The following is a 16,820-nucleotide window of genomic DNA, read 5'->3' as shown; positions in this document are numbered from 1 at the left end:
GGGCGCTCTCTATGGTGTGTTGCGATTTCAACCAGCACACCGAGGAGAGGCGTGATGATCATCAAGGGAAGCTGTCACTGCAAGGCCACGACATTCGAAGTGTCGGAAGCGCCGCAGACGGTGACGCAGTGCACCTGCTCCTTCTGCTCCAAGCGTGGTTCGCTCTGGGCCTATTACACGCCGGACAAGTTCAAGCTGACCAGCCCGGTTGAGAATGTAAGCTTCTACCGCTGGGGCTCCAAGACCATCAAGCACGGCTTCTGCGCGACCTGCGGCTGCGGCACCTTCACCGAGACGCCGGACTGGTCGACCGGTGAGCCGGATTTCGACAATCCCAAGATCAGCATCAACTCGCGCCTGTTCGATGATTTCGAACTGGACAAGGTCGAGGTGGTGGTCATCGATGGCAAGAACCTCTGGTAGAGCCCATTTGACCTTTCTTCCTGCGGGGTGCGGTGATCTCGAAACGGCGCGGGAAAACCGCTGGGCTCTGCCATTTCGTGCTCCGGTTTTCGCCGCAATTCGTGCTAGAAGGCCCGCTAAGCACGCTCGGCGCGCCGAGTCGCGGTCGCAGTTTGGAGAGGGATATCCCATGAAGAAGATTGTGCTCAGCGTGGTGGCTACGGCAGTGTTGGCCAGTGCCTGCACGACCGACCCCTACACGGGTGAGCAGAAGGTTTCGAACACCGCAGGCGGTGCCGTTCTCGGCGGTCTGGCAGGTGCGGCGCTTGGCACCCTCGCGGGTGGCAATGACCGCCGCAACGCGCTGATCGGCGCCGGCATCGGCGCGCTGGCCGGTGGCGCTGTCGGCTCGGTGATGGACCAGAATGAAAATGCGCTGCGCCAGCAGCTGCAAGGCACCGGCGTCAGCGTTACCCGCGTCGGCAACCAGATCATTCTCAACATGCCATCCGACATCACCTTCGCCACAGACCAGGATTCGGTGAAGGCGGGCTTCTATCCGGTGTTGAATTCGGTTGCGCTGGTCCTGAAGAAGTACAACCAGACCACCGTCGACGTTTATGGCCACACCGACTCGACAGGTTCGGATCAGCACAATTTCGACCTGTCGCAGCGCCGCGCGCTTTCAGTGGCGAACTATCTGTCGTCGCAGGGGGTGGATTCACGCCGCTTCGCGGTTACCGGTTTCGGCAAGACCCGTCCGGTTGCACCGAACAACACTGCCGAAGGTCGCGCACAGAACCGCCGCGTCGAAATTCAGCTTTCGCCGCTTACCTGAGGCTCGGCTTCCACGGATACGAAAACGGCCCCGAACGGGGCCGTTTTTATTTAAGCGTTCTTTTATGAAGTCTCGGTCTGGATTGGGGTGGCAACTACCCTGGAAACACTCAGACCTTGGCGACGATCTTCATGAATGCCGGCACGTCGTCACCGAAGCCGACCGTCTTTTCGTCTGGTTCTTCGCGGTGACGGGCGGGACGCGGATCGCGATGCGGGCGCTGATCCTTGCGGTCGGCATCCTTGCGATCGGCATTGTCGGCGCGGATTGCTTCCTTGCGCTGCCGGCGGTCGTCACCTGCTGGAGCGGTGGTTTCGGCCGGGGCAGCTTCGCCATTTTCGTTCGCGGCGTGCCTGTCGTCGCGCTTGCCCTTGTTGCGGCGATCATCGCCGTCCTTGCGACCGCCACGACGCTTGTCTCCGCGGCCACGACGCGGCGCCTCGTCGGCATCGTCGCTGACCACCAGCGTGGACAAATCCCCGTCGAACCATTCGATCTGCTTGCCGATCAGCCTCTCGATCGCGTCGACATATTTGGTGTCGGCCTTGGTGGCGATGGTGAAGGATTTGCCGGAGCGTCCGGCACGGCCGGTACGCCCGATGCGGTGGACATAGTCTTCGGCGTGGATGGGCACGTCGTAGTTGAAGACGTGGCTGACGTCCGGAATGTCCAGTCCGCGAGCGGCGACATCCGAGGCAACCAAAAGCTTCAGCTTGCCGTCGCGGAAATTGGACAGCATGGTCATGCGCGCGCGCTGGTCCATGTCGCCATGCAGCGCGCCGGCGTTGAAGTCATGCTTCAGCAGCGAGCGGAACAGTTCCGAGACTTCGACCTTCCGGTTGCAGAAGATGATGGCGTTCTTCAGCCCGTCTTCTTCGGCGTGGATCAGGTCGCGCAGCACGGCGCGCTTGTCCCATGGCTTCGAGCCGGCCTTGACCAGGCGCTGCGTCACCGTCGAAGCGGTGGTCGCGGCCTTGGCAACCTCGATGCGTACCGGCGCATGCAGGAACTGCTCTGTGAGCTTGGTGATCTCCGGCGGCATGGTCGCCGAGAAGAACAGTGTCTGCCGGGTGAACGGGATGAGCTTGCAGATGCGCTCGATGTCGGGAATGAAGCCCATGTCGAGCATGCGGTCGGCCTCGTCGATGACAAGGATTTCCACGCCGGTCAGAAGCAGCTTGCCGCGCTCAAAATGATCGAGAAGGCGACCGGGCGTGGCGATCAGCACATCGGCGCCGCGTTCCAGCTTCTTTTCCTGATCCTCGAAGGAGACGCCGCCGATGAGCAGCGCCACGGTGAGGCGGTGGTTCTTGCCGTATTTGACGAAATTCTCTTCGACCTGGGCGGCGAGTTCGCGCGTCGGCTCCAGGATCAGCGTGCGCGGCATGCGCGCCCGTGCCCGACCTTTTTCCAGCCGCGTCAGCATCGGCAGCACGAAGGATGCTGTCTTGCCGGTGCCGGTCTGGGCAATGCCGAGAACATCCTTGCCCTGCAAGGCGTGCGGGATCGCACCTGCCTGGATCGGCGTCGGCTGCGTGTAGCCGGCGTCGGTCACAGCTGAAAGCACCTTGGGCGAGAGGCCCAGGTCGGAAAAAAGCAACGCTTCTTGAGCGGTCTGAGTGTCTGAGGACAAGTTTTGCTGTCTTTGGCTTGTATTGGGAGCGCGGCGGCTTCCGTCGCGGCAGACGCCCCGCGTCTGCGATATTGTGAACGCCGATAGGCGCAAGCCCGCGTTTTGTCAACACAAACGGGCTTGAAAGCCGGCAATCGCGCTATGTTTGGCCTAAGGTAGTGTCGGATATGGCTCCGTCAAGCCGGGCAGGGGCTCAATATCGAAACTGTTCGGCGAGAATGCGTTCGTCCCAGGAATGGTTGGGATCGAACAATACTGTCGCGGTCGCCGTCGACGATTCCCGCACCGTCACCGATGTCACAGCCTTCACCTCGGTATGGTCGGCAGCGGCGTTCACCGGGCGCTTTCCGGCCTCGAGTATGTCGAAGCGTACGGTGGCCCGGTTGGACAGGAGCGCGCCGCGCCAGCGCCGTGGCCTGAACGGGCTTACCGGGGTCAGCGCCAAAAGCGGCGCATCGAGAGGCAGGATTGGGCCATGGGCGGAAAGGTTGTAGGCGGTGGAGCCTGCCGGCGTGGCGATCATGACACCGTCGCAGCTCAATTCTTCCAGCCGCACATGGTCGTCGACGGTAATGCGGATCTTGGCCGTCTGGTAAGACTGGCGCCACAACGCCACCTCGTTGATGGCAAGCGCGTCGACGGCTTCGCCTTCGGCGTTGGTCGCGGACATTTCCAGCGGACGGATGGTTTCGGGAACCGCCTTGGCGATGCGCTCGGTCAGGCCTTTTTCCCGGAATTCGTTCATCAGAAAGCCGATCGTGCCGCGGTTCATGCCATAGACGCGTTTGCCGCTGCTCATCGTGTCGCGCAGCGTCTGGAGTAGGAAACCGTCGCCGCCGAGGGCGACAATGGTGTCTGCTTCGTCGACCGGAACCTGCCCATAGCGGGCGCTCAGCCGCTCCAGCGCGGCCCGGGCGTCGGCGGTATCGGAAGAAACGAAGGCGAGGCGGCTGGCGGTATTCGTCATGGCTCCCGGCTGGCGATGGTTCACCGAAACGCGACCGTTCGGGTTTCGCCGTTGTGGGAGGTAGCATGCGTCTATGTGGAAGCAAAGAGCGTCATGGCGCCAGCCTTGTGCCGCTGTTTGCGGTTGTTATCGAATCACGGAGGCCGCCCGGTAAGCCAGGATATGGTTAAAATCCGTCTTAATTTTTCTGAAATTTGCTTTGGTCATGCTTGGGGCTGCAATCGGTGGGCGGGGGCCAAGTCGAGAGCTTTCCCTGTGTCGATGTCACGTTTGATGATCCTTTTCCTGATGCTCGGTTCCTTCGCCCTGATGTTCTCCATCGTGGTGCGGGCCTCTGATCAGATGAACCAGCGGATCGTGTCGTCGAAATGCACGGGCGTGCTGATGCCGTGCCTGAGCAAACGCTGATAGGGGATCTGAGGAGGCAGGAAGGGCGAGGGCCGGCCCGAGCGCAGAACATCAGAATTTAAAAGCTGGATCGAAATGGTGCCGGCGGAGAGGATCGAACTCCCGACCTTCGGTTTACAAAACCGCTGCACTACCGCTGTGCTACGCCGGCTCCAGGACACTGTATTTGGTGCCCAATCGGTACTTCATGCCCTCCGATCCCATTTCCAGCTGCCAGGCCAGAAGAGCACGGCGCATCGGTTAGCATATTTGCCGCGCCAGTAAAGATAATTGTCGGCAGGATGCGCGCTGGAATGTCGCCTTACCGGGCGCAGAGCATGAAATCGGCCGATTCCATACTTATATCCCTGGCAACGCCCTTTGATGGGCATGGCTGATGGGGATTGTCCATGATCCGAATCGTTGCTGTCGGTTTGATCGTGTTCGCCGTCTGGGTACTGGCAGTGAAGCTGCTGCGCGCTCTCAAGGGGGCCGACCTCGACTGGACCGGCATCAGCTTTGCCATCGGCTTCATCGTGTTGGCCTTCTGGCTGCGCCATGTCACCGGCATGGGCTGATGGCCAGCTTCAGCGTTTCGTGCTGCCTCCGATCATCTTGGTGATCTCCACCGCTGCGTCCCGCACCAGCGGCCCAATCTCGGCCAGACGTTCAGGTGTTACGCGCGCCGTCGGTCCCGACACCGAAACGCCGCCGATCGGTTCGCCGAATTCGTTGAAAATGGCGGCTGCAATGCAGCGCATTCCGAGATTCCTTTCTTCATCGTCGACGGACCAGCCGCGTTCTCGAATATCCTTCAGATCGAGCGCCAGGGCGGGCAGGGTGGCCAGCGTTTTTCCGGTAAAGGCTTCGAGCCCGGTCTTGCGGCTTATGGCGGCAACACGATCGCCGTCGAGATGCGCCAGCACCGCCTTGCCGATTCCGGAGGCATGAAATGGGCTGCGCGTGCCCGGACGGAAGAAGGCGCGGATCGCCTGATGTGTCTCGACCTGGCTGACGAAGACGACACAGTCATCCTCGGCCAGGCCGAGGTTTGCGGTCTCGCCGGTTTTTTCCATCAATTCCTGCATGACGATGCGGGCACGATCGACCAGCTTGCGGCGGCGCAGGAAGGCAGCACCCATGCGGTAGGTTTCCACGCCGATCGACCAGAGCTGGTCGGTCTTGTCGAACTCGACCATGCCGTGTGTTTCGAGCGTCGTCAGCATACGGTATGCGGTCGAGGCGGCGATGCCGGAGGCGTTGGCAACCTCCGAGAGCGACAGGCCGCTGCCTTCCGCGACAATGGCGAGGATTCGCAGTGCCCGGTCCAATGACTGCACCTGGGCGGCATCGGCGGGAGTATTGAAGGCGCGCGGGCGCCCGCGCTGACGTTTTTCCGTTTGTTCCATATCGGCATTGTCGCCAAAAGCGACGAGTCGACAATAAAAAAATTTTTCGAATTATGCATTTGGGTTTCTTTGGAAAACGAAATTTCATTGAAAAACAAAGGGTAATTGAAAAAATTCAAAAATGAAAAATTATTCTGGAAAAATTGAAAAATGCGCGAGCCGCTGGCAGAGTCTGGCCATTCGAACATCACCGTTTTGGAGGGCTCAGATATGGCCAGGATGCGCGCAGTCGATGCGGCGGTTCTCGTTCTCGAGAAAGAGGGGATCAAGTGCGGCTTTGGCGTGCCCGGTGCTGCCATCAACCCGTTCTATTCGGCGCTGAAGGCGCGCGGCACCATTGGTCACGTGCTCGCCCGCCACGTCGAGGGTGCTTCTCACATGGCGGAAGGCTACACCCGCGCCAAGGCGGGCAACATCGGCCTTTGCATCGGCACCTCGGGCCCAGCCGGCACCGACATGATCACCGGCCTCTATTCGGCTGCGGCCGATTCGATCCCGATCCTCTGCATCACCGGCCAGGCGCCGCGTGCCCGTCTCACCAAGGAGGACTTCCAGGCCGTCGACATCGCTGCGATCGCTGGTCCAGTCGCCAAATGGGCTGTCACCGTCATGGAGCCGTATCTTGTTCCGATGACATTGCAGAAGGCTTTCCACCTGATGCGCTCGGGTCGTCCGGGCCCGGTTCTGGTCGACCTGCCGATCGATGTTCAGCTGGCCGAAATCGAATTTGACATCGATGCCTACGAGCCGATGCCGCTGGCCAAGCCCGCGCTGACCCGCGCCCAGGCTGAAAAGGCGTTGGCCATGCTGAACCAGGCCGAGAGACCGCTGATCGTTGCCGGTGGCGGCATCATCAATGCCGACGCTTCCGATCTGCTTATCGAATTCGCCGAGATCACCGGCGTTCCGGTTGTGCCGACACTGATGGGCTGGGGAGCGATCCCGGACGATCATGCCCTGATGGCCGGCATGTGTGGCCTGCAGACCTCGCACCGCTACGGCAATGCGACCATGCTGGAAGCCGACTTCGTTTTCGGCATCGGCAACCGCTGGGCCAATCGCCACACCGGCTCGGTCGATGTTTATACCAAGGGCAAGAAGTTCATTCACATCGACATCGAACCGACCCAGATCGGCCGCGTCTTCGCGCCGGATCTCGGTCTGGTTTCGGATGCCGGCGCGGCGCTGAAGGCGTTGCTCGACGTTGCGACGGAATGGAAGACCGCCGGCAAGCTGCGTGACTGGTCGGGCTGGGCCAAGGAATGCCAGGCGCGCAAGAAGACCCTGAAGCGCAAGACGCATTTTGAACAGGTTCCGCTGAAGCCGCAGCGGGTCTACGAGGAGATGAACAAGGCGTTTCCGCGCGACACCACCTATGTCACCACGATCGGCCTCAGCCAGATCGCCGGCGCGCAGTTCCTGCATGTCTACAAGCCGCGCAACTGGATCAACTGCGGCCAGGCCGGTCCTCTTGGCTGGACGCTGCCGGCGGCACTCGGTGTCCGTGCAGCCAATCCGGATGCCTACATCGTCGCGCTGTCGGGTGACTACGACTTCCAGTTCATGATCGAGGAACTGGCGGTCGGTGCCCAGCACAAGCTGCCTTACATCCACGTCGTCGTGAACAACGCCTATCTTGGCCTGATCCGCCAGGCGCAGCGCGGTTTCCAGATGGACTACGAGGTCAGCCTTGCCTTCGAAAACCAGAACAGGAAGGATGATCCCGAGGCAGGCTATGGCGTCGATCACGTCGCGGTTGCCGAAGCGATGGGCTGCAAGGCGGTTCGCGTCCGCAAGCCGGAAGAATTCGCGGGCGCCTTCAAGGAAGCCGAGCGGCTGATGAAGGAACACCAGGTTCCGGTCGTTCTGGAATTCATCCTGGAGCGTGTCACCAACATCTCCATGGGCACCGAGATCAACAACATCACCGAGTTCGAGGAACTGGCCGAGAAGAACGAAGACGCTCCTACGGCGATCGTGCTGCTCGATTGAATCTGTTTCTTAGAGCGCCGCGCGTCCGTTCGGACGCGCAAAGGACGCTCTAAAACTTTGAATTGACGCATCGTGCTTTCCGATTTTCGGGCCGATGCGTGGTCGTTGACTCAATTTCCAAGGAAGTTCCGCTATGCCACGGTTTTCAGCCAACCTTTCGATGCTCTTCAACGAGCATGAATTCCTCGATCGCTTCGATGCGGCCGCCCGCGCCGGTTTCAAGGGGGTCGAATATATCGGTCCCTACGACCACGCCCCGGAGGTGGTCGCGGCCCGGTTGAAGAAGAACGGCCTCAGCCAAGTCCTGTTCAACCTTCCGGTTGGCGATTGGGGCAAGGGCGAGCGCGGTATCGCCGTGCTGCCGGACCGCATCCACGAGTTCCGCCAGGGCGTCGCCAAGGCCATCACCTATGCTCATGCTCTGGGGTGTGACCAGGTCAATTGCCTGGCCGGCATCGCGCCGAGCGGCGTGTCGCCCCAGGCGTTGGAAAATGTCTTCGTCGAGAACCTCGGTTTTGCCGCTGAAAAGCTGGAACAGGCCGGCATCAAGCTGCTAATCGAGCCGATCAACACCCGCGACATTCCGGGCTTCTTCCTGACCAACACGAAGCAGGCGCTGGATATCATAGAGCGCGTCGGCTCAAAGAACCTCTATCTGCAGTACGACATCTACCACATGCAGGTCATGGAGGGGGATCTCGCCCGTACCATCGAGGCCAATCTCAGCCGCATCGCGCATATCCAGCTTGCGGACAATCCCGGACGCAACGAACCGGGGACGGGCGAGATCAACTATCCGTTCCTGTACGAGCACATCGATAGCATCGGCTATTCGGGCTGGATTGGTGCCGAATACAAGCCGAAGGCCGGCACCGAGGCTGGACTGGGCTGGTTCCAGGCCCTGACAGGCAAGGGCAGCGCCGCAGCCTGACCGCCCGCTCGACAAATACTTTACCTCATCCAGCGGCGCGAGCCGACTGGCGGAGGATGACGGACGAAAGGACAATCACAATGGAAAAGATCGGTTTCATCGGCCTGGGCATCATGGGTACGCCGATGGCGGGGCATCTGCTCGACGCCGGCTATGAGGTGGTGACCACGGATCATTTCGCGAAGCCGGCGCCGGAGCTTTCAGCCAAGGGCATCAAGGTCGTTACCGGCAATGACGCGGTGGCGCGTGCTGCCGACATCATCATCCTGATGGTCCCGGACACGCCGCAGGTCGATGAGGTGCTGTTCGGTGCCAAGGGCGTCGCCGAGGGTCTGTCGAAGGGCAAGCTGGTCGTCGACATGAGCTCGATCTCGCCGATCTTCACCAAGGAGTTCGCCGCCAAGGTCAAAGCGACGGGTGCGGACTATCTCGACGCTCCGGTTTCAGGTGGCGAAGTCGGCGCCAAGGCCGCATCGCTCGCCATCATGGTCGGCGGCGAGGAAGTCTCGTTCGATCGCGCCAAGCCGATCTTTGACAAGCTTGGCAAGAACATCACCCTTGTCGGCCCGAACGGCTCCGGCCAGACAGCCAAGGTGGCCAACCAGATCATCGTCGCGCTCACCATCGAAGCCGTTGCCGAGGCGCTTGTGTTCGCTTCGAAGGCGGGTGCCGATCCGGCCAAGGTGCGCCAGGCACTGATGGGCGGTCTCGCCAATTCGCGTATCCTGGAAGTTCACGGCGAGCGCATGATCAAGCGCACCTTCGACCCGGGTTTCCGCATCGAATTGCATCAGAAAGATCTGAACCTTGCTTTGGAAGGCGCGAAATCGCTGGGTGTTGCTTTGCCCAACACCTCGACCACGCAGCAGCTCTTCAACACCTGCGCAGCCAATGGCGGGGCCAAGGACGATCACTCTGGCGTGGTCAAGGCGCTGGAGCTGATGGCTGGGCATCCGGTGGCCTGACCTTCAGGGGACCTCTCCCTGGGCGCATCCCTCGGGATGCGCCCTTTTTTGAAGCCTGCTTTGAAGCGTCTTCTGGCACGATGTGCCCCAGGAGGAGATGACGCCCGGCGGCTCCGAAGGAGTGAGGTTCCCGATTGCGGTTCAGCTGGGAGCGGCGGACCGCCTTTAGGGCCACCTCGTCGAGGCCTCGTGTCTCGGCGAGGTGGATCGATCATCACAACCCGGTTTGGCGGATGCTCGGAAGGGCTCGCTTGAACGAGGGTTTCATATTCAGGCGCAAGCCCTTGCCCTCGGTCCCAACGCGAGGGCGTTCTTTTTGGTGGGTGTGCCTCAGCCCAGAAACCGGCGTACTGCGTAAAGAGCCACCGCGGCGGCGTTGGAGACGTTGAGCGAACGGATGGCGCCCGGCATGTCGAGCCTGGCCAGTGCGGTCACCGTTTCGCGAGTCTTCTGGCGCAGGCCCTTGCCTTCGGCACCCAGCACCAGGGCGATCCTGTCGCCCGAGAAGGTTTTTTCGAGCTCCGCCGAGCCGTCCGAATCGAGGCCGATCGTTTGAAATCCCGCCTCGTGCAGTTCACCGAGTGCGTCCGCGAGGTTCTTCACCTCGATATGATCGATATGTTCCAGCGCGCCGGATGCCGATTTCGCCAGCACGCCGCTTTCCTGCGGGCTGTGGCGCGCGGTGGTGATCAGCGCGCCGGCACCGAAGGCCACGGCCGAGCGCAGGATGGCGCCGACATTGTGCGGATCGGTGACCTGATCGAGCACCAGCACAAGGTTGCTGTCGCCAAGCGCGTCGAGCCGTTTTGGCTTCAGCGGTTCCGCCTCGACCAGAACACCTTGATGCACGGCGTCAGATCCAGTCAGCTTGTCGATGTCACGCGGCTCGACCAGTTCCGCCTTGAAGGGCAGGGCCGCCATGTCGGAAATGCCGAGCCGTTCCAGAGCATTACGCGTAACCAGCATGGAGCGGATGCGGCGGCCCGGATTGTCGAGGGCGGCACGCACTGTGTGCAGCCCATAGAGCCGGACCAGCCCGTCTGCCGGTCCTTCGCCCGGCGCGACCTTGGGACGGGGGCGGAAACCGGGAGCCCCACCGCTCTTGTCCTCGCGGTGCGCGCGCCGCAGCCGCGCGTAGTGGCTGTCCTTCGGCGTTCCCTTCTTGGTGTCGTTGCTCATCGAGGCGGCTCCGATTGCGCAGGCGCGGTTTTATCGAGATGTCGCGGCTGCGTCCAAAAGTAAACCGGTGCAGCGGCTTTTCTTTTGAGGCGGTCGCAAAGATAGCCAGCTTGGAACGGGAAGAGATCGTTTTGGACCAAGCGTTTCGGCTTGTCCGCCGATGAGCTGCGGCTACGTTGATGCAGCGGGAGGCACTGCGACTTTCATTTCATGGGAGGACTACAGTGTATTTGAACCGTGGATTGCTGGCTCTGGCGTTGACGACGGTTTCCGTCCCCGCCGCGCAGGCTGCCGAAACCGTCTCCGTACTGCATTGTGGCAAGCTGTTCGATTCGCGCACAGGCACGATGCTGGATGCACGTTCGATCGTCGTGCGTGACGGCAAGATCGACGAAGTGCTACCGGGCAAGGCTGAGGTGAAGGATGCAGCTGTCGTTGATTTGAGCGGGCGCACCTGTCTGCCGGGCTGGACCGACCTGCACGTCCACATCACCGACCAGTCCAATCCGAAGAGCTATGAGGAAGAATTCCGGCTGGACGACGTCGATTTTGGATTCCGCAGCGTTCACTATGCCGAGAAGACGTTGCAAGCCGGCTTCACCAGCGTACGCGACCTTGGAGGCGAAGTCGCGCCGCATCTGCGCGATGCCATCAGCCAAAAGCTGGTTCGCGGTCCGCGCATCTTTGCTGCAGGTAAGAGCATCGCCACCACGGGCGGCCATGCCGACCCCACCAATGGCTACAATTCCGAGCTGTCGCATCTGATCGGTCCACCCGGTCCGACGGAGGGCGTGGTCAATTCGGTTGAGGACGCTCGCCAGGCGGTGCGTCAGCGCTACAAGGATCGCAGCGATGTTATCAAGATTACTGCGACGGGGGGCGTGCTTTCCGTTGCCAAATCGGGTGACGCACCGCAGTTCACGGTCGATGAGGTGAAGTCGATTGTGGAAGCCGCGAAGGACTACGGCTTCAAAGTCGCGGCGCATGCTCACGGCACCGAAGGCATGAAGCGGGCTGTCGAAGCCGGTGTGACCAGTATCGAGCATGGAACCTACATGACCGACGAAATCATGGGCATGATGAAGGAGAAGGGCACCTGGTATGTGCCGACCATCTATGCAGGGCGGTTCGTGGCCGACAAGGCCAAGACGCCGGGTTATTTCCCTGAGGTCGTGCGGGTGAAGGCCGAAAGGATCGGCGCCCTTATCCAGCAGACGGCTGGCAAGGCTTACAAGGCCGGCGTGAAGATCGGGTTCGGTACCGACATGGGCGTCGGCCCGCATGGCGACAATGCGCGCGAGTTCATTTACCTCGTCGAAGCCGGTATGCCGCCAGCCGAGGCGTTGAAGGCGGCGACGATCTCGGCGGCCGAGGTACTGGGCGTCGAGGATCAGGGGGTGATCGAGCCCGGCAAACGCGCGGATATCATTGCACTGCCGGCCGATCCTGTAGCCGATATCAAGGCGGTGATGACCGTTGATTTTGTCATGAAGGATGGCGAGATTTACCGTCAGGACGGCCGTCCGGTGATGAACTGAGGGCTTTGGCTCGGCCTGATGCGGCGTCGACAAGACGTCGCATTTTGCCCCCGTCATCTTAGCCGCGACAGGTTTGTGCACCCTGGTTTTACGCAGCTGCCGCTCCATATGAAGAAAATCATCCTGACGGTTGTCGGCCGTGGTTGACAGGCCGAACCTCAACCGCCATAAGGCACCCGGTTTCCGGCCGGCCGATCCCGTAAAGGGCAGGCCACGGTTCAGGGAGAATGTCCCGAGCGGCAAAGGGGGCGGACTGTAAATCCGCTGGCTAAGCCTTCGTAGGTTCGAGTCCTACTTCTCCCACCACTTCTTCTTCACGGGAATATGGCCTGGCAGGGCATCTGCCCTTGCAGTCGGCCAAATTTCTTGCGGAACGGGCTTCCGGATCGCCGCCATCTCATCTATGGATGCGGACGCGAAGCGGGTGTAGCTCAATGGTAGAGCAGCAGCCTTCCAAGCTGAATACCCGGGTTCGATTCCCGGTACCCGCTCCAGTTTACCTCAGCCAATTTCCAGAAGGAAAAGACCGCTGCGAAGTGCGCGGCTGATATTGTCTCTATCTGGAATTGGCGCCTCCGCTGGAGGAGACGCCAACTGTCAGCGGCGATTGACTAGAACACCGCCAGATATTTGAGCAGCGAGACGATGCCGATCAGAATCACGATGATCTGCACGATCTGCCGGATGCGGCCGTCGAGCGGCAAACGCTGTACGAGATAAAGCACCAGAATGATCACCAGGAAGGTGATCAGGATGCTGATCAGCATGGAAGCAGCCATATCAATCTCCTCACGCGGTTAGGACAGACAAGGCGCTAAACTGGCTACCAGTAACTATCCCTGCCGTTGTGGGATCTCGCCAAGGCCATCCCTGCAAGCAGAGCCAACACGCCAACCACTGCGACAACGGCGGTTGTGGCGCGTGGGTTCTCCCTTGCTGTCTCTGAAACCGAATGCGCCTGGCTGCGCAGATGGCGCATGGCCTTTGCAGCGGTTGCCGATGCGGCGCGATAGCTGTTGTCGGCGTGATCCAGGGCGTCGTCGACTGCTTCGGTGCCGCGAGTGGCCAGAGACTTGTTGAGCTTTGCGACCTCGCGGCGCAGTTCCGCGAGCTGCCCCTCAAGCGCTGCCTGGATGTCGGTTCCGTTCGTGTGCGTTTGTTTGGATGTAGCAACCATTCCACACTCCTCTGATCGTGATACACAGTCGAAACGGAGGAGGTGAGCGGTTCGTTCCTAAATTGAACGAGGTGAGAAATAATTTTATCTGACAACATGTTACAAAGGCTGGCGGATGTTTCGGTCCGCTGCAGGCCACAAAAAACGCCGCCACTGGCTGACCAGATGGCGGCGTCATGTGATGGTTTCAGACTTCAGCGAGCGTTCGAGGGCCTAGGCGCTCAACCGCCCCCATTCCTGTGCCACCGTGAGCGCGGCGCGATCGAGCGCCTCCTCGGTCAGGATGCCTTTGTTATGTGCAAAGCGCTCGAAGGCATCGCGAGCCTCTGCAGCAGGCTGCACGCGGGCGATGGCGTCGCGACAGGAGGCGATTGCCGCTGCATGGTCGTCGTCGCGTGTGCCGTTCCATTCAAGCAGCACGTCATAAGCTTCGAGCACGTTTTCGACGTCGCGCGGAAAGCCGAGGCCCATGAAAATCGAAACAGGATTGTCGAAACGAAGGTCGGTCATGGATATCCGTCTCCTTGATGATGGCGCCTTTTGACTGCCCAAAAGGGGCAAGGAAATGGTCGGCCTCGTCACAAATGGAGACGGGATCGTGTGGATGTGTGATGGAACCGATTTAGTCGCTGCGCTGGCTGGGTGGCAGAGGTCCCAGCGATTAGGAACCAGGCTGCAGGCAGGTCGATCGTTCAAACAAAAACGGGCGCCGAGCGCCCGTCTTCATCCCAAGGAAGAGTTCGAAACTCAGTTGCCGAACAGCGATTCGAGCTGGTTGCGCGAGGGCACCTGACCGTTCGGCGTCAGCTTGTCGACGACACCCGGCAGTGCGCTGGAGAGCTGCTTCAGAAGTTCCTGCTCATCGAGACCGGTACGGGCAGCGATCTCGCGGATCACCTGCGGCCCCAACGCCTTGCCGAGCGTGCCGGGCTCGATCGACTGGTTCTGGCCGGTGCCGACCCAGGAATCCGCGACCTGACCGTGACCGGCATTCTTCAGCTTGTCGAGCAGGCCGCCAAGACCGCCGCCCAGCAGGCCGCCGTCTGCGCCGGTATCGCCGGGTGCTGCGGGTTCAGGCGCCTGCTGCTGTGCCGAACCGCCTCCGCCGAGCATTTTGCCCACCAGCAAGGCGCCCAGCGCGATCATCAGAGGTTTCGTGATGTTGCCGCCTGGAACGGCGTTGTCGAACAGTCCCATCGTGGATCTCCATTGTGAACAGCCCTGGCCCACTCAGTCCGGCCCAATCCGACAATTGCCCCTCTGCACGACAATTTCAAGACGAGCTTGAGCTTTGCGACGTCCTATGGAAGTCTCCGCCTGCCTGGGGGCGAACGGAGCAGCACAATGGGAATCATCAGCTGGATTATCCTCGGCGTCATCGCCGGCTTCATCGGCAGTAAAATCGTCAACAAGAGTGGTCAGGGTTTCCTGATGGATATCGTGCTCGGCATCGTCGGCGCGATTGTCGGTGGTGTGATCTTCAGCGCCTTTGGCGCTTCGGGCGTCACGGGGCTCAACATCTACAGCCTGATCGTCGCCGTGATCGGTGCGATCGTGGTTCTGTGGGGCTATCACGCCATCAATGGGCGACGCGCCTAGCATCTCTCGCCGCCTCCCGATGGGACAAGGCGAGGACAACAAGAAGGGCCGCGGACGATAGTCGCGCGGCCCTTCTTTGATCCTGACAAAGCTTATTGGCCCCAGATGCCCTGGCCATAGCCGGGGTCCGGCATGGTGAATGGATCCTGGTCGGTCGGCGAGACGCGTGGCGCGGCCATCGGTGATGCGATTGAAGAAGTGCGCGTATGATCGACCTGTTCGACGACATGGCGGCTGGTCTTCTGCACATGCGTCGTATTGGCGGCGAAGGCACTGCCCGAAGCGGCAACCAGCAGGGCGGCTGCGGTGAGAACGATCTTGTTCATGGACGAAAACTCCTTGATTTCCAACCGGCAGCCGGTTTCTGAAAGCACCGTCCGCAGGCATGACGGATATGTGCCGGAGCTTGGCCGGCTTCCAATCACGACCTGATCGCGCGCCGTCACGAGATCGTTGGTTGTCTGTGAACGGTTCACCTTGCCGAGCGGCTCTTGCGAACTAGGTTTGAATTCCTACATTCCAGGCAAATCCACAGCACTGATCCTGCTCCATCCGGGCGTGCGGTTCCGGCGCCGGCCACAAGAGGCTTGTGTTTTGCGGCCTTTGTCGCTAATCGCCGCGCATCCGACTGAACGTAGGTCCAGGACGTCCAAGGAAAGAGACTATGGCAAAAGGTAAATTCGAGCGTACGAAGCCTCATGTGAACATTGGCACGATTGGTCACGTTGACCACGGCAAGACGTCGCTGACGGCGGCGATCACGAAGTATTTCGGCGAGTTCAAGGCCTACGATCAGATTGACGCTGCTCCGGAAGAGAAGGCGCGCGGCATCACGATTTCGACGGCGCACGTCGAGTATGAGACGCCGACCCGTCACTATGCGCACGTCGACTGCCCCGGCCACGCCGACTATGTGAAGAACATGATCACCGGTGCTGCCCAGATGGACGGCGCGATCCTGGTTGTTTCGGCTGCCGACGGCCCGATGCCGCAGACGCGCGAGCACATCCTTCTGGCGCGCCAGGTTGGCGTTCCTGCGATCGTTGTGTTCCTGAACAAGGTCGACCAGGTCGACGACGCCGAGCTTCTGGAGTTGGTGGAGCTGGAAGTTCGCGAGCTTCTGTCGAAGTACGAGTTCCCGGGCGACGACATTCCGATCGTCAAGGGCTCGGCGCTTGCTGCTCTCGAAGACTCCAACAAGGAGATCGGCGAGAACGCGGTTCGCAAGCTGATGGAAGAGGTTGACGCCTACATCCCGACGCCGGAGCGTCCGATCGACAAGCCGTTCCTGATGCCGATCGAAGACGTGTTCTCGATCTCGGGCCGCGGCACGGTTGTGACGGGTCGCGTCGAGCGCGGCATCGTCAAGGTCGGCGAGGAACTGGAGATCGTCGGCATCCGTCCGACGGCCAAGACGACCTGCACGGGCGTTGAGATGTTCCGCAAGCTGCTGGACCAGGGCCAGGCCGGCGACAACATCGGCGCGCTGCTGCGCGGCGTTGACCGTGAGGGCGTTGAGCGCGGCCAGGTTCTGGCCAAGCCGGGTTCTGTGAAGCCGCACAAGAAGTTCAAGGCGGAAGCCTACATCCTGACGAAGGAAGAGGGTGGCCGTCATACGCCGTTCTTCACGAACTACCGTCCGCAGTTCTACTTCCGCACGACGGACGTGACGGGCATCGTTTCGCTGCCGGCCGGCACCGAGATGGTGATGCCTGGCGACAACATCACCGTTGACGTCGAGCTGATCGTGCCGATCGCCATGGAAGAGAAGCTGCGCTTCGCTATCCGCGAAGGCGGCCGCAC

19 protein-coding genes and 3 tRNA genes are annotated in these 16,820 nt (G+C 61.0%); 12 read left to right on the top strand and 10 right to left on the bottom strand.

Annotated elements, in window-relative coordinates:
• The first annotated feature begins 54 nt into the window (after window positions 1-54).
• Window positions 55-423, top strand: a complete 369-nt coding sequence (locus AO692_RS26535) for a GFA family protein (protein ID WP_054313068.1) — start codon at window positions 55-57, stop codon at window positions 421-423.
• A 169-nt stretch (window positions 424-592) separates the two neighbouring features.
• A complete protein-coding gene (locus AO692_RS26530; protein WP_054313067.1) occupies window positions 593-1,240 on the top strand; it encodes an OmpA family protein in 648 nt (215 codons plus the stop codon).
• Between the two features lie 109 nt (window positions 1,241-1,349).
• On the opposite strand, the gene AO692_RS26525 is transcribed toward AO692_RS26530, so the two are convergent.
• Both AO692_RS26525 and AO692_RS26520 read right to left on the bottom strand, forming a co-directional pair.
• Entirely contained in the window at window positions 1,350-2,873 is a 1,524-nt protein-coding gene (locus AO692_RS26525) for a DEAD/DEAH box helicase (RefSeq protein ID WP_054313066.1), read from the bottom strand.
• A 193-nt stretch (window positions 2,874-3,066) separates the two neighbouring features.
• Complete coding sequence (locus AO692_RS26520) at window positions 3,067-3,840, bottom strand: NAD kinase (RefSeq protein ID WP_054313065.1); 774 nt, start codon at window positions 3,838-3,840, stop codon at window positions 3,067-3,069.
• A gap of 255 nt (window positions 3,841-4,095) precedes the next feature.
• Between AO692_RS26520 and AO692_RS33440 the strand changes: the two genes are divergently transcribed.
• A complete protein-coding gene (locus AO692_RS33440; RefSeq protein WP_162839675.1) occupies window positions 4,096-4,248 on the top strand; it encodes a hypothetical protein in 153 nt (50 codons plus the stop codon).
• 76 nt (window positions 4,249-4,324) lie between these two features.
• Here the strand turns inward: AO692_RS33440 and AO692_RS26515 are convergent.
• Window positions 4,325-4,399 (bottom strand) — tRNA-Thr (locus tag AO692_RS26515).
• A 238-nt stretch (window positions 4,400-4,637) separates the two neighbouring features.
• On the opposite strand from AO692_RS26515, the gene AO692_RS33435 reads away from it, so the two are divergent.
• Complete coding sequence (locus AO692_RS33435) at window positions 4,638-4,805, top strand: hypothetical protein (RefSeq protein ID WP_162839674.1); 168 nt, start codon at window positions 4,638-4,640, stop codon at window positions 4,803-4,805.
• 9 nt (window positions 4,806-4,814) lie between these two features.
• On the opposite strand, the gene bhcR is transcribed toward AO692_RS33435, so the two are convergent.
• Entirely contained in the window at window positions 4,815-5,636 is an 822-nt protein-coding gene (gene bhcR, locus AO692_RS26510; protein ID WP_054313064.1) for an HTH-type transcriptional regulator BhcR, read from the bottom strand.
• Window positions 5,637-5,846: 210 nt separating this feature from the next.
• Between bhcR and gcl the strand changes: the two genes are divergently transcribed.
• The 3 genes from gcl to AO692_RS26495 all read left to right on the top strand — a co-directional run bounded on the left by gcl (window position 5,847) and on the right by AO692_RS26495 (window position 9,524).
• On the top strand, window positions 5,847-7,628 hold the full coding sequence (gene gcl, locus AO692_RS26505; RefSeq protein ID WP_054313147.1) for a glyoxylate carboligase: 1,782 nt from the start codon (window positions 5,847-5,849) through the stop codon (window positions 7,626-7,628).
• A 133-nt stretch (window positions 7,629-7,761) separates the two neighbouring features.
• Window positions 7,762-8,559: a 2-oxo-tetronate isomerase gene (otnI, locus tag AO692_RS26500; protein WP_054313063.1), complete on the top strand. Its 798-nt coding sequence runs from the start codon at window positions 7,762-7,764 to the stop codon at window positions 8,557-8,559.
• Window positions 8,466-9,524: a 2-hydroxy-3-oxopropionate reductase gene (locus tag AO692_RS26495; RefSeq protein ID WP_348271480.1), complete on the top strand. Its 1,059-nt coding sequence runs from the start codon at window positions 8,466-8,468 to the stop codon at window positions 9,522-9,524. Before otnI ends, AO692_RS26495 begins: the two co-directional genes overlap by 94 nt.
• A 330-nt stretch (window positions 9,525-9,854) precedes the next feature.
• Here AO692_RS26495 and AO692_RS26490 read toward each other — a convergent pair whose 3' ends face one another.
• Window positions 9,855-10,703 (bottom strand): RNA methyltransferase, encoded by an 849-nt coding sequence (locus AO692_RS26490; RefSeq protein WP_054313061.1) that lies wholly within the window; start codon window positions 10,701-10,703, stop codon window positions 9,855-9,857.
• A gap of 224 nt (window positions 10,704-10,927) precedes the next feature.
• Here AO692_RS26490 and AO692_RS26485 point away from each other — a divergent pair, with 224 nt between their 5' ends.
• From AO692_RS26485 to AO692_RS26475, 3 genes are all read left to right on the top strand, one after another.
• Window positions 10,928-12,241, top strand: a complete 1,314-nt coding sequence (locus AO692_RS26485) for an amidohydrolase family protein (protein WP_200911790.1) — start codon at window positions 10,928-10,930, stop codon at window positions 12,239-12,241.
• 221 nt (window positions 12,242-12,462) lie between these two features.
• A tRNA-Tyr gene (locus AO692_RS26480) sits at window positions 12,463-12,547 on the top strand.
• A gap of 114 nt (window positions 12,548-12,661) precedes the next feature.
• Window positions 12,662-12,735: transfer RNA gene (locus AO692_RS26475), tRNA-Gly, on the top strand.
• 117 nt (window positions 12,736-12,852) lie between these two features.
• Here the strand turns inward: AO692_RS26475 and AO692_RS33430 are convergent.
• The 4 genes from AO692_RS33430 to AO692_RS26460 form a co-directional block, all read right to left on the bottom strand.
• Complete coding sequence (locus AO692_RS33430) at window positions 12,853-13,020, bottom strand: Thivi_2564 family membrane protein (RefSeq protein ID WP_152979979.1); 168 nt, start codon at window positions 13,018-13,020, stop codon at window positions 12,853-12,855.
• Window positions 13,021-13,064: 44 nt separating this feature from the next.
• Window positions 13,065-13,418, bottom strand: coding sequence for a hypothetical protein (locus tag AO692_RS26470; protein ID WP_054313060.1), 354 nt, complete (start codon window positions 13,416-13,418; stop codon window positions 13,065-13,067).
• Window positions 13,419-13,631: 213 nt separating this feature from the next.
• The gene (locus AO692_RS26465) at window positions 13,632-13,928 is read right to left on the bottom strand and encodes a DUF982 domain-containing protein (protein ID WP_054313059.1); all 297 of its coding nucleotides are present in this window, start codon (window positions 13,926-13,928) and stop codon (window positions 13,632-13,634) included.
• A 237-nt stretch (window positions 13,929-14,165) separates the two neighbouring features.
• Entirely contained in the window at window positions 14,166-14,615 is a 450-nt protein-coding gene (locus tag AO692_RS26460; RefSeq protein ID WP_054313058.1) for a YidB family protein, read from the bottom strand.
• A gap of 147 nt (window positions 14,616-14,762) precedes the next feature.
• Between AO692_RS26460 and AO692_RS26455 the strand changes: the two genes are divergently transcribed.
• A complete protein-coding gene (locus AO692_RS26455; protein ID WP_054313057.1) occupies window positions 14,763-15,017 on the top strand; it encodes a GlsB/YeaQ/YmgE family stress response membrane protein in 255 nt (84 codons plus the stop codon).
• A gap of 92 nt (window positions 15,018-15,109) precedes the next feature.
• Here AO692_RS26455 and AO692_RS32950 read toward each other — a convergent pair whose 3' ends face one another.
• A complete protein-coding gene (locus AO692_RS32950; protein ID WP_152979978.1) occupies window positions 15,110-15,343 on the bottom strand; it encodes a DUF680 domain-containing protein in 234 nt (77 codons plus the stop codon).
• Window positions 15,344-15,681: 338 nt separating this feature from the next.
• Between AO692_RS32950 and tuf the strand changes: the two genes are divergently transcribed.
• Window positions 15,682-16,820 (top strand): elongation factor Tu (gene tuf, locus AO692_RS26445; protein WP_054310843.1); only part of this gene is annotated, 1,139 nt, incomplete at its 3' end.

Origin of the sequence: Mesorhizobium sp. 1M-11 (assembly GCF_001303895.1) — a bacterium.
Lineage (GTDB): Bacteria > Pseudomonadota > Alphaproteobacteria > Rhizobiales > Rhizobiaceae > Mesorhizobium.
Note: the sequence above shows the minus strand (reverse complement) of the source record. Positions and strands in the feature narration are given on the sequence as shown.

Coding starts and splice junctions, on each gene's coding strand:
- AO692_RS26535 (WP_054313068.1), top strand. CDS start 55: ATGATCATCAAGGGAAGCTGTCACTGCAAGGCCACGACATTCGAAGTG.
- AO692_RS26530 (WP_054313067.1), top strand. CDS start 593: ATGAAGAAGATTGTGCTCAGCGTGGTGGCTACGGCAGTGTTGGCCAGT.
- AO692_RS26520 (WP_054313065.1), bottom strand. CDS start 3,840: ATGACGAATACCGCCAGCCGCCTCGCCTTCGTTTCTTCCGATACCGCC.
- AO692_RS33435 (WP_162839674.1), top strand. CDS start 4,638: ATGATCCGAATCGTTGCTGTCGGTTTGATCGTGTTCGCCGTCTGGGTA.
- bhcR (WP_054313064.1), bottom strand. CDS start 5,636: ATGGAACAAACGGAAAAACGTCAGCGCGGGCGCCCGCGCGCCTTCAAT.
- gcl (WP_054313147.1), top strand. CDS start 5,847: ATGGCCAGGATGCGCGCAGTCGATGCGGCGGTTCTCGTTCTCGAGAAA.
- otnI (WP_054313063.1), top strand. CDS start 7,762: ATGCCACGGTTTTCAGCCAACCTTTCGATGCTCTTCAACGAGCATGAA.
- AO692_RS26490 (WP_054313061.1), bottom strand. CDS start 10,703: ATGAGCAACGACACCAAGAAGGGAACGCCGAAGGACAGCCACTACGCG.
- AO692_RS33430 (WP_152979979.1), bottom strand. CDS start 13,020: ATGGCTGCTTCCATGCTGATCAGCATCCTGATCACCTTCCTGGTGATC.
- AO692_RS26470 (WP_054313060.1), bottom strand. CDS start 13,418: ATGGTTGCTACATCCAAACAAACGCACACGAACGGAACCGACATCCAG.
- AO692_RS26465 (WP_054313059.1), bottom strand. CDS start 13,928: ATGACCGACCTTCGTTTCGACAATCCTGTTTCGATTTTCATGGGCCTC.
- AO692_RS26460 (WP_054313058.1), bottom strand. CDS start 14,615: ATGGGACTGTTCGACAACGCCGTTCCAGGCGGCAACATCACGAAACCT.
- AO692_RS26455 (WP_054313057.1), top strand. CDS start 14,763: ATGGGAATCATCAGCTGGATTATCCTCGGCGTCATCGCCGGCTTCATC.
- AO692_RS32950 (WP_152979978.1), bottom strand. CDS start 15,343: ATGAACAAGATCGTTCTCACCGCAGCCGCCCTGCTGGTTGCCGCTTCG.